Genomic DNA, 11,479 nt, shown 5'->3' with positions numbered 1-11,479 from the left:
TGCCTAAACCTTACTCACTACCGACGTTCATACGTAACGAAATCGAAGGAAACGGCGTGTCGTTCGTCTGCGGGGTGGGTGATACGTTCCATTTCCTGCCACACGCTTTTGTCAAATTTGGGGAAATACGCATCTCCCTCGTAAGCCTGATGAATTTCAGTTAAATACAACGTAGTAGCGATGGGAAGCGCCATTTTATAAATCTCAGCTCCGCCAATCACGAAAATTTCGCTGTTGTTAATTTGTTTCGCTACGTTAACCGCTTCCTCAAGCGTATGCACCACCGTTACGTTTTCAGTCTTAAAGTCCTGATTACGTGTTAAAACGATATTCGTCCGGTTTTTTAAAGGCTTACCCAGCGATTCCAATGATTTACGGCCCATTATTATGGGGTGATGGCTGGTTTTTCGCTTGAAAAACGCAAAATCGTCGGGCAGATGCCAGGGTAATTCGTTGTTACGTCCGATGACGCCGTTCTCAGCCACTGCCGAAATGAGACTAATTTTCATGATTTATAATGAGCGAAAGAGCGAATGAGTGAAACCGGGCCGCCGGAGCGAAAACCATCCGACGCTAGTACCATTCGGCAGAATCGCTCTTTCACTCATTCGCTCTTTCACAATTTTTTACGTCTTTCCATCAACTCCCGCCAGGTAGTGACGATGATGCCTTCTTTATCTATATATGCTTTTAGCGCCGGGTCCATCATGCCGAGCATATCGCCTTTGCGGCTTTGGCCTGTACTGCTAATCAAGTCAAAAGTGGGCGTTGGGGCGGTGCAGTGCATAATGATGTACGTTAAACCGGGTTTTGCTGAGTTTAACAGTTCGATGAACTTCCCGGTTTTGAATTTTTGTAATGCATCGTCGCTGGCTCCGGCGGGTAGGTTATTGCTGGTAATACTCCCGTCGAGATCGTCCAGAACCGGCAAACCAGCATCCCAAAGCTGCTTCCCGACCTGTTGGATGATTGGCTGCATATTGGCGGCTACTTTGTTAGTTTTGGTAATCAACGTAGCGTGCCCACCCGGAAACAGAATCGGGACTTTTTCCTCAATCGCCACCTTAACGTAGCGCGGTAAAAATTTCGGTTCGAATAACGTACCCATGTGCGAATCCATATGGGTTGGCTGAAGACCAAACGCCCGGTACTGAGCCAGTTGTGCACGAACTTCTGCTTCTACTTCATCGGCCGATGCGTGTTCCACTACCTGTGCCACGGCGGGCCAGAAATTGCCCTGTTCGTCGTACAAACCGGGTGCTTTTTCTTTCTCGACCAGCGGGTGCCAGCGGTAATTTTTCCATTCCGACGTTAGTGTCAAATGAACGCCAACATCCAGATTTGGTTTTTTCTTGAGGTAATCAAAGAAATGAGGAACCCAGCCGCAGGGCATCATCACGCTAGCCGAACTGGCGATACCTTTATCGAACGCATTAATGGTTCCCATGTTCGACTCGTAGCTCATACCAGCGTCGTCGACATGGAAAATGACTACTTTTTTGCCTTTGGGAAAGCCTAACTTCTCGGCATACGTTTGAGTATCCTGAGCGAACGTAGTAAAATGTGTGATGGTGCTAAGTAATATGCAAATGAAGAGTTTTTTCATTTCTGAACCGGGATTTAGCAGATTTAAGGATTTATAGGATTTTGTTTTTCGCTTCGAAGAAGCGCATCAATCTAATGAAAACAAAATCCTATAAATCCTTAAATCTGCTAAATCCTGGTTCATAACTTATTCCCTCGCAAAAACTCCTCTGCAGTCATGCGTCGTTTGCCTTCCGCCTGTAGGGAGTCGATCTGGAGCCAGCCATCGACGGCACGTATCAGAATTTTGGTTTTATTGTCGCTATAAGCCTCGCCCGGTTCGGCGGCAAAGGGCGACTCGTTGGCCAACGTAGCACCGAAAATTTTGAAAACTTTGTCGTTGATGAGTGTCCAGGCGCTCGGGTAAGGCGACAAGCCTCGTATAAAATTTCGGATGGCAATTGACGGTTGATTCCAGTTGATTTCGGTGGTTTCGCGGCTCAATTTAGGAGCCGGACGTAAGTTATCAGCGTTAGTTTGAGTATTGCGTGGATACTCGCCTGATTCGATAGCCTGGACTGTTTTCAAAACCAGATTGGCCCCACGTTCCATGAGTCGGTCGTGCAACAAACCCGCCGTGTCGTCGGGATAAATGGGTTCAGAATCCTGAAAAATCAGTTGGCCGGTGTCAATTTCTTTTTCGATGAAGAACGTAGTGACGCCCGTTTCGGTCTCGCCGTTGATGATCGCCCAGTTGATGGGAGCCGCACCTCGGTAGTTTGGCAACAGCGACGCGTGCAGGTTGAACGTACCGATCGTAGGCATTGACCAAACGACTTCGGGTAACATTCTAAAGGCAACAACCACTTGAATGTCAGCTCGATAACTAGCTAGTTGTTCCAGGAAAGCTGGCTCGCGCAGTTTTTCTGGCTGGAGTACCGGTAAGTTGGCGGCTTCAGCAGCTTTTTTAACGGCTGATTTCGTCAACTGCAAACCACGGCCGGATGGGCGGTCGGGGGCCGTAACGACGGCTACTACGTGGCAACCGGCACCTAACAAACGTTGTAGACTGGGTACGGCAAAATCGGGGGTACCCATGAAGATAATGCGAAGCGGCTGCGGCATGAAGCAATAAATTAGATTTTAGCGCGTAGACTACTTACGTATTGAAATAGCCGGGAAGTCTTTCTATTTTTGTCGAACGGATGCGAAAAGGTTTACGTATCCCGTCCGAAAAAGACTGGCCCACAATGGCCTTGCCTATGCGACGAGACATTGATTATATTCCTAAACCCCTCGCTTCGAGTATTCGACGGCGATACTGACGCGACTGCAAAGAAAACCAATTTGGTTGCAGAACGGTCGGTGTACCGTTTTTTTGTTTTTAAGAGCCATCCCAAATATTGAGAATCACAGAGTAAGTTAATGTAGTTATGGGAAAAATTTCATATTATACCGAAGAAGGTCTAACGCGGCTAAAAGCCGAATTAAATGACCTGAAAACAAAGGGCCGGGCCGAAATTGCCCGTCAGATTGCGGAAGCCCGCGATAAAGGTGACCTCAGCGAAAATGCCGAATATGACGCAGCCAAAGATGCTCAGGGTTTACACGAACTAAAAATATCGAAACTCGAAGAAGTGGTTGCCAATGCCCGGATTCTGGATGAATCGACCATTGATACGTCACAGATTTCGGTGCTGTCGAAAGTGAAAATCAAGAACAAGAAAAATGGCGCCGAAATGAATTATACCCTTGTTTCGGAAGAAGAAGCCGACCTGAAAACGGGCCGTATTTCAGTCAGTTCACCCATCGGTAAAGGGCTTCTGGGTAAAAAAGTTGGCGATACTGCCGAAATCAAAGTGCCCGCCGGTGTATTAGAATTTGAAGTAGTCGAAATTTCACGATAGGCTAATGAATGGTTAATGAATCATGCCGAATGAACAATGAGCTTTGGGCTCAATTCGTGCATGATTCATCATCCATTTTACACTATTCATAATTTATGCCTTCTATTTTCTCACGTATTGTGGCTGGAGAAATTCCGGCGCATAAAATTGCAGAAACCGACGATTATCTGGCTTTTCTGGATGTTATGCCGACCGCAACTGGACATACGCTCGTTATCCCAAAACAGGAAATCGACTATTTGTTTGATCTTGACGATGAGCTATATACCGGCCTAATGGCATTTGCTAAAAAAATTGCACCTGCCATTGAGAAAGCGATTCCCTGCAAACGTATCGGTGTGGCTGTAGTCGGTTTGGAAGTGCCTCACGCACACGTCCATTTAATTCCGCTTAATTCCATGTCCGATATGAATTTCAGCCATAAACTGAAGCCGACTCAGGAGGAGTTAGCAGCTACTGCCGAAAAGATTCGGAGCTTTTTGTAAGCCGCTTTAACTTTTTTATCATTCTGAGCCGGGCGCCCGGCTCAGAATGATAAAAAATACTACATCAAAATATTATTGACCGGTTGAAGAGCAGTCGGAATCTCCTTTTCATCAAGCATTTCGCGCAGGTCGATTTCAATACCGCGACTCATACCTGTAATTGGTACGTCGTTCGGGCCACCTTCAAATGGGTTTTCAGTGCTTTCGCCCACACGTTCCATCGAGTTGAAAACCCACGACACCAGTACGCTGAACGGAATGGTGAGCCAGACGAAATGCCCTCCCAATTTTGCGAATTCCTGCAGCAGGCCAAACGGAACAAGCAGCACAAAAAGCCGAATAAAAAACAGGTTGATGCTGGCAAACTGGCGGGGGTAGGGAAAGTTCTTGATACGTTCGCACTTGCCCTGCTGGTCATATAAATCTTTCAGTAGTTGAGCCATTTCTATGTGCCGTAAGTCGGTTAATAGCCCTTGGTCAACTAATTCGCCTAGCTGCTTCGATTGCAGACTGATCAGATGAACGGCGCGGTTTTTCTTGCTCAGAACGTATTCCGAATCCTGAACCCAAAGCAGCGGCTTTAGCTCTTCTGCCAGATTGCTTTCCTTTTCCGGAATTTTATAAAATCGCTGATATTCTTCATTATAGATCTGGTGGGTATTTTCCCAGGTACGTTCTTCCCGCAATTGGAAACGTAGCGCCGTGAGCCAGGCAACATGACGCAGTATGAGTTGTTGATGGATCGAATGAAGATCTTGACCGGGAGTCGATACGTTAGCAGGGTTGTTTCGGACAAAATCTTTGACCATAATTCCCCAGGTTCGGCTGAGGTTCACAATGCCACCGTAAATCTGACGGGCCTCCCATAGGCGGCTATACGTAGCGTTATTTTTAAAACCCACAATAAAAGCCGCAGCCGTACCGATCATAGCAATCGGCACCCACGGTATGGCAAGCCACTTCCAGCCGAGAACCTGATAAAGAACAGTAGGTATGGTGGCCAATCCAATGAGCCAATAAATATCTCGCCGTGTCCAGACGATAAACTCAAATAGACTGTATTTTCTTCCTGCGTGCATACGTAGTGAATGGTAATTTTCTGAAGCTGAAGCAAAGTACAACTGAATATATAAATGCTGGGTTTTAACCAGCTATTTTCTCACTGCTGACCCATCGATGCTATGAAGTTGCGGGCATCAAAAGGGCTAATTTATTAAATTATATACCTTTAAGTAGAATGGCGTTTACAAATTGCCAATACTTTTATCTGGCTTAAAAACATAGTTATATTTAAGAGCACTTACTTAATACACCAAATGAAAAAACTTGTACTTGTACTATGCGCCCTATGGGTTGCAACCGCATCATTATCATTTGCTCAAAAGAGCGCAGAACAGGCGATAATAGACTCTATCAATCACACATTTTCGTATCAGACAGGAACTATCCAACTTAACGATGGCAAAGCAAAGTTGACCGTGCCAAAAGGATTTAAATACCTGGATGCTGAGCAAAGTAAACGTGTTCTGGTGGACATTTGGGGAAACCCGGCCGACATTGCTGCTTCTACCCAAGGCATGTTATTTCCAGTTGCCGGAGGGCCGTTGGCTGATAAATCCTGGGCGTTTAACGTTACGTATGATGAAATGGGGTACGTCAAAGATGAAGATGCGGATGACATCAATTACAATGACCTCCTAGGGGATATGAAAGAAGGAACCGAAGAGGCCAGTAAAGAACGCGTGAAAAATGGTTACGAGTCGATTGCGTTAGTCGGATGGGCATCAGCGCCTTATTACGATAAGACAAATAAAGTACTTCACTGGGCCAAAGAAATCAAATTTGGCGACAGTGCTACGGTTAATACGTTGAATTATGATGTGCGAATTTTGGGCCGTAAAGGCGTTATGAGCCTCAATGCGATTGCCAGCATGGATGAACTCCCCTTAGTAAAGCAGCAGATTCCAGGTGTGATTGGCAGCGTTACGTTTGAGTCGGGGAATAAATATACCGATTTTGATCCAAAAATGGACGAGGTGGCCGCCGTTGGTATTGGGGGACTGGTCGCCGGGAAATTATTAGCTAAAGCCGGTTTTTTTGCTCTGATTCTTAAATTCTGGAAAGTACTTATCATGGCTGTAGCGGGCGGTTTTGCCGCACTACGTCGAATGTTGGGTGGTAGAAAAGTTATTGATGAACCAGCAGGGGAAGCTTCCTGAATTTTATGGCGGTGGACACTCTGCTTGAATGTCCACCGCCATAAAAAGCACATTACCCCAGCCGGTTCGCCTTCCACTTGCTCGACGTAGTGGTTCTGGTAGCTGTTCCCAATGACTTTGGTTTAGTTGTTTCCAGCAGATAAGCTGCCAGCACAGCTGCTAATTCAGTTTCTTCAGCATCGACTTCCGGGATGAGTTTATCGGGCGTGAAATACGTAGCGACAAAACCCGTATCGAACTGACCGGAGCGAAAGGCTTCGTGCTCCATGACGTAGCGGCAAAACGCCAGCGTAGTCTGGACACCCGAAATCTGGTATTCATCTATGGCACGTATCATTTTCTGAATGGCCTCCTCACGACTGTCGCCATACGTAATGAGCTTGGCAATCATGGGGTCGTAATAGATCGGGATGGCCATGCCCTGTTCGAATCCATCATCGACCCGGACACCGTTTCCCTGCGGCCGTACATACGTATCGAGCGTACCGACGTCGGGCAGAAAATTGTTGGCCGGATCTTCGGCATAGACGCGGATTTCAACCGCGTGCCCTTTTATCTGTAAATCTTCCTGCTTGATGGTAAGCGGTTTCCCTTCGGCGATGTAAATCATCTGCTTCACCAGATCGACGCCCGTAATCTGCTCTGTAACGGGGTGTTCTACCTGAAGCCGGGTGTTCATTTCCAGGAAATAAAAATCGAGTTTATCGTTCACAATAAACTCTACCGTTCCGGCGCCGTAGTAGCCACAGGCCCGTGCTACGTCGACGGCAGCCCGCCCCATTGCCTCGCGAATTTCGGGCGTAAGAATGGCCGAAGGTGCTTCTTCCACGACTTTCTGATGCCGACGCTGAATGGAACATTCTCTCTCAAACAGGTGAATAATGTTACCGTGCTGGTCGCCCAAAACCTGAATTTCTACGTGCCGGGGCGACGTTACGTACTTCTCAATGAATACCGACCCATCGCCAAACGCCGACAGTGCTTCGCTAACAGCACGATCCATTTGTTCATCGAAATCGGCTTCCTGCTCCACAATACGCATGCCTTTACCACCGCCACCGGCGCTGGCTTTTATTAAAATCGGATATCCAATTTGGGCAGAAATCGCTTTGGCTTCGGCCCGATCGGTGATAGCAGAAGGCGTACCGGGCACCATCGGAATGTTGTAGTTGGCAACCGCAGCTTTAGCCGCCAGTTTGCTGCCCATAACTTCAATACTTTCGGGCGAGGGGCCGACGAAAACCAGTCCGGCATCACGTACCTGTTGGGCGAAATTGGCATTTTCAGACAGAAACCCGTAGCCGGGATGAATGGCATCGACGTTAAGTTTTCGGCATATATCGATGATAACGTCGGCTTTTAGGTAGGATTCCGACGAAGGAGCTGGCCCTACACAAACGGCTTCGTCGGCGTAGCGAACGTGGAGCGCGTGGCGGTCGGCTTCGGAATAAATAGCAACGGTACGTATGCCCATCTCACGGGCGGTACGCATGATACGCAAGGCAATTTCGCCCCGATTGGCAATTAGGAGTTTCTTTATAGTCATCAGCTGGCTATTCAAAGTCAGATTTAGTCAATTATTGATGTTGGATAGCCCTTACTACCAAATCGTATTCATTGTATTAATAACAATAAATGGCTGTCTATTACCAATAGTATGACAATTGACAGTCAATAATACAAAATGATTATCGAATTGAATTTTAGAGGTAGCCTTTGCGCTACCAAAAGATAACCGTATTTTTGCACTTACCTTATAAACAAACAAGGCTTTTGCCTGATAAACACCAGTATAAAGTGGATTTATTTGAGAAACTACGTAACAACTTAGGACCTATCGGTTCGCCAGCGCGTGATTTTAACGGACACCATTATTTCGCGTTCCCAAAACTAGAAGGCGAACTAGGTCCGCGTATGCGTTTCCGGGGGAAAGAAGTGCTGAACTGGAGTCTGAATAATTACCTGGGTCTGGCGAATCACCCTGAAATCCGGAAAGCAGATGCGGAAGCTGCTGAACAGTGGGGTTTAGCCTATCCGATGGGTGCCCGTATGATGTCGGGAAATAGCGACCTGCATGAGCAGTTTGAGAAAGAACTGGCCGAGTTTGTAGGTAAAGAAGATGCATTTCTGCTAAACTACGGCTATCAGGGCGTTATGTCGGCCATTGAAGCGGTGGTTGACCATCGCGATGTAATTGTGTACGATGCAGAGTGCCACGCCTGCCTTATCGATGGTATCCGGCTTCATAAAGCCAAGATGGGTGAATATTACAAATTCAACCATAACGATATTCCTAGTCTCGAAAAGAATCTGCAACGAGCCACCAAACTTGCCGCCGAAAAAGGTGGTAGTATTTTGGTGATTACCGAAGGCGTATTCGGGATGTCGGGTAAAGTAGGTAGCCTCGACAAGATTGTTGCGCTGAAAGAAAAGTACGAATTCCGGTTGCTGGTTGATGATGCGCACGGCTTTGGTACGATGGGCGATACGGGCGCTGGTGTAGGCGAAATGCTTGGCTGCCAGAACGGAATCGATTTGTATTTCTCGACCTTCGCTAAGTCAATGGCTGCGATTGGTGCCTTCATTGCCGCCGACCACGACATTATTATGTACCTAAAGTATAATATGCGGTCGCAGACGTACGCGAAAGCCCTACCAATGCCCTACGTAGTGGGCGGTCTGAAACGGCTCGAAATGATTCGCAACTCGTCGACTTTCCGCGATAAGCTGTGGGAAAATGTGCGTGCATTGCAGAGTGGTTTGCGGGAACGTGGCTTTGATATTGGCGATACGCAGTCGCCGGTAACACCAGTATTCCTGCATAATCTGGATGGTGGTGTAGCTGAAGTTGCTACGTTGACTAAGGACTTACGGGAAAATATGGGTGTGTTCTGTTCCATTGTAGTGTACCCTGTTGTGCCAAAAGGGACCATTATGCTACGTATCATTCCAACGGCTGCGCATACGCTTGAGGATGTGGAATATACGCTCAATGCTTTCTCTTTAGTAGGCGATAGACTGTCAAAAGGTTACTACAAGCAAAATATGGCCTTTTCAGCCCCAAAAACGCTGGAAGTGTCTGCCGAAGCATCCGCTGAATAGACTTTTTACAGAAAAGTTGCATTTTTCGACTATTTTTTTGGCTTGGCTATTGCGCTGTATGAGAGAATGACTAAATTTCAGCCGAAAACCGCGTTTTTAGCGGAATTTGGGCATTTTTCACAAACTTAAACCCATACGTATCGCTATGGCACGATTCGATGAAGTAAAAAATTTGGTTATGTCGCTGGAAGGTGATTTCGAGAAATTCTACGAAAAAAATAACCAAGCTGCCGGTACCCGCGTTCGGAAAGGAATGCAGGACTTGAAAACTCTGGCACAGGAAATTCGTTCAGAGGTGCAAAATACCAAGAACACCAAACCAGCTTAAGTAACAATCAGGCTGAAAAACAAAAACTCCCTCGCTAGGCAAGACCTCGGCGGGGGAGTTTTCTTTTTGGGATGTTGTATCGAAAAGACATGCCTTGTTTATACTGCTATATCTTTTCCCGGTGCATCAACGTAGCAACGCCACGAGTTGTCACTTTGCCGGTTTGCACATCCCGAACTTCGCCCAGAATTTGTGCGGTATGCCTGGCTTCGTCAATAGACTGCACCGTGAACGTAGCTTCGTAATCAGTATCGACAAACATGGGCCGCAGGAACTCCAGCGTCTGACCCAAGTATACCGAACCATAGCCTGGAAATTCCGTGCCTAGTACTTTCGTGAATACGCTGGCTCCCAGCATACCGTGAATGATTGGTCGCTTAAAGGGGGTCTGAGCTGCAAAGTCGGGATCGAGATGCAACGGATTATTGTCGCCAGTGACCTGCGCAAAAGCAGCTACGTCGGCCTGCGAAAACCGAAACGTGTACCGATGAACGGCATTAAGTCCAAATTCCATAAACGAGTGATAAACGATATATGATGAGCGATGAATGTGCTGCAAATAAAATTACTTTCCGTTGATTTCGATTAAACTCATCACGCATCGTTCATCACTCATCACGTATCTTCGTAGCCAATTATGGTTAAAGAACTGCTTTCGCTTGATACGGCGGCTACGAAGCGCGTATTTGGATTAGATGTGATGCGGGCAGCCGCTATCCTGATGGTAGTGGATTCCCATGCGACCATTGCCCTGAAAGAATATTATAGTGGGTTGTTCATCCATCATCTGCTCCCCGACGGCGTCGAATTGTTTTTCGTGCTGAGTGGCTTCTTAATCGGGGGTATTCTGATACGTTCGTACGAGAAAAAAGGCTTTTTCGATGGGCAACTGCTGCTCAATTTCTGGACGCGCCGGTGGTTTCGCACCTTGCCCAATTACTATCTGGTGTTGACGGGGATAATCGTAGTGGCTCTGCTACGTGCCTGGCGTAGCGGTCTTCAACCCATGCTTCCCAGTCAGGGTACATTGCTAAAATATTATCTTTTCGTACAGAATTTCGCTACGTATATTCCCAATTTTTTCGAAGAAACGTGGAGTTTAGCTATTGAGGAGTGGTCGTACCTTACGTTGCCGCTGCTACTCTGGGTAATGCACCGACTGCTGGTCAATCGGATTCCCCGGCAACGTATCGTTTTCTTCACCATTCTATTCGTTATAGTCGGCACTAATTTATACCGGCTTGTTTTGGCGCTTCAGGTGCCTATTTCAGAAGGCGAATTAGGGTTTCGGGGTATTGTAACGACGCGCCTTGATGCGATTTCCTACGGCGTTCTGGCGGCTTATGCTAAACACTACTTTCCCGCAACCTGGACCAATCCGGTGCTACGTGGTCGTTTGTTGATAATTGGGTTATTGCTGACAGTACTGGCCGCTTTCTCAGCCTCAATTTTCATTATTTCGTTTTACTATCAGATCGGTATTGGCGACGCTTACACATTTTATAAACGCACTTTCTATTTCCCGTTCATTGGCTTGAGCATGGCGCTGCTGGTACCCTATATGGATGGCTGGCGTACTGCAAAAGGCGGCTGGGCACGATTTGGGATTAGCCGGGCTATTACGCATATCAGCCTGATTTCCTATTCGATGTATCTGCTCAACCTAACGCCTATTATGCAGCACATCATCGAACGTATTCCTACTACGTCTCTGGCAACTGGCTGGCTGAAAGTGGGTCTATTCTGGGGGCTTGTGCTTCTTTTATCCACGCTGCTCTACAAATATTTCGAGAAACCCGCTACCGAACTCCGCGAACGTATATCTGCCAAGGAGCCAACGGAGCTTAAAGAGCGAAAGAGCGAAAGCGTGAAAGAGTAAAAGATTTAAAGAGCGAAAGAATGAAAGAGCGAATG

The 11,479-nt window shown here is 47.0% G+C and carries 12 protein-coding genes; 6 read left to right on the top strand and 6 right to left on the bottom strand.

All coding sequences use genetic code 11. The features are described from left to right. Nucleotides 1–17: 17 nt before the first annotated feature. The 3 genes from ACYVF1_RS17420 to fmt all read right to left on the bottom strand — a co-directional run bounded on the left by ACYVF1_RS17420 (nt 18) and on the right by fmt (nt 2,649). Nucleotides 18–509, bottom strand: coding sequence for a dihydrofolate reductase (locus ACYVF1_RS17420; RefSeq protein ID WP_461081096.1), 492 nt, complete (start codon nt 507–509; stop codon nt 18–20). A gap of 107 nt (nt 510–616) precedes the next feature. Further along, complete coding sequence (locus tag ACYVF1_RS17415; protein WP_461081094.1) at nt 617–1,606, bottom strand: polysaccharide deacetylase family protein; 990 nt, start codon at nt 1,604–1,606, stop codon at nt 617–619. A 119-nt stretch (nt 1,607–1,725) separates the two neighbouring features. Then, nucleotides 1,726–2,649: a methionyl-tRNA formyltransferase gene (gene fmt / locus ACYVF1_RS17410; protein WP_461081092.1), complete on the bottom strand. Its 924-nt coding sequence runs from the start codon at nt 2,647–2,649 to the stop codon at nt 1,726–1,728. A 308-nt stretch (nt 2,650–2,957) separates the two neighbouring features. On the opposite strand from fmt, the gene greA reads away from it, so the two are divergent. Together greA and ACYVF1_RS17400 are read left to right on the top strand one after the other, a co-directional pair. Then, complete coding sequence (gene greA, locus ACYVF1_RS17405; protein WP_461081090.1) at nt 2,958–3,431, top strand: transcription elongation factor GreA; 474 nt, start codon at nt 2,958–2,960, stop codon at nt 3,429–3,431. Nucleotides 3,432–3,526: 95 nt separating this feature from the next. Then, on the top strand, nt 3,527–3,916 hold the full coding sequence (locus ACYVF1_RS17400; protein ID WP_461081088.1) for an HIT family protein: 390 nt from the start codon (nt 3,527–3,529) through the stop codon (nt 3,914–3,916). Between the two features lie 59 nt (nt 3,917–3,975). On the opposite strand, the gene ACYVF1_RS17395 is transcribed toward ACYVF1_RS17400, so the two are convergent. Further along, nucleotides 3,976–4,995 carry a bestrophin family protein gene (locus tag ACYVF1_RS17395; protein ID WP_461081086.1) on the bottom strand — a complete coding sequence of 340 codons (1,020 nt, stop codon included), beginning with the start codon at nt 4,993–4,995 and terminating at the stop codon, nt 3,976–3,978. Nucleotides 4,996–5,232: 237 nt separating this feature from the next. Here ACYVF1_RS17395 and ACYVF1_RS17390 point away from each other — a divergent pair, with 237 nt between their 5' ends. Next, the gene (locus ACYVF1_RS17390) at nt 5,233–6,135 is read left to right on the top strand and encodes a DUF2167 domain-containing protein (RefSeq protein ID WP_461081084.1); all 903 of its coding nucleotides are present in this window, start codon (nt 5,233–5,235) and stop codon (nt 6,133–6,135) included. 52 nt (nt 6,136–6,187) lie between these two features. On the opposite strand, the gene accC is transcribed toward ACYVF1_RS17390, so the two are convergent. Continuing rightward, nucleotides 6,188–7,681, bottom strand: coding sequence for an acetyl-CoA carboxylase biotin carboxylase subunit (gene accC / locus ACYVF1_RS17385; protein ID WP_461081082.1), 1,494 nt, complete (start codon nt 7,679–7,681; stop codon nt 6,188–6,190). Nucleotides 7,682–7,932: 251 nt separating this feature from the next. Here accC and ACYVF1_RS17380 point away from each other — a divergent pair, with 251 nt between their 5' ends. Both ACYVF1_RS17380 and ACYVF1_RS17375 read left to right on the top strand, forming a co-directional pair. Then, nucleotides 7,933–9,237 carry an aminotransferase class I/II-fold pyridoxal phosphate-dependent enzyme gene (locus ACYVF1_RS17380; protein WP_461082290.1) on the top strand — a complete coding sequence of 435 codons (1,305 nt, stop codon included), beginning with the start codon at nt 7,933–7,935 and terminating at the stop codon, nt 9,235–9,237. A 145-nt stretch (nt 9,238–9,382) separates the two neighbouring features. Beyond that, a complete protein-coding gene (locus tag ACYVF1_RS17375; RefSeq protein ID WP_461081080.1) occupies nt 9,383–9,565 on the top strand; it encodes a histone H1 in 183 nt (60 codons plus the stop codon). A 106-nt stretch (nt 9,566–9,671) separates the two neighbouring features. On the opposite strand, the gene ACYVF1_RS17370 is transcribed toward ACYVF1_RS17375, so the two are convergent. After that, the gene (locus tag ACYVF1_RS17370) at nt 9,672–10,079 is read right to left on the bottom strand and encodes a MaoC family dehydratase (protein ID WP_461081078.1); all 408 of its coding nucleotides are present in this window, start codon (nt 10,077–10,079) and stop codon (nt 9,672–9,674) included. 123 nt (nt 10,080–10,202) lie between these two features. Between ACYVF1_RS17370 and ACYVF1_RS17365 the strand changes: the two genes are divergently transcribed. After that, nucleotides 10,203–11,444, top strand: a complete 1,242-nt coding sequence (locus ACYVF1_RS17365) for an acyltransferase family protein (RefSeq protein WP_461081076.1) — start codon at nt 10,203–10,205, stop codon at nt 11,442–11,444. Nucleotides 11,445–11,479: the final 35 nt, after the last annotated feature.

The sequence above is a fragment of the Spirosoma flavus genome (assembly GCF_054778555.1).
Note: the sequence above shows the minus strand (reverse complement) of the source record. Positions and strands in the feature narration are given on the sequence as shown.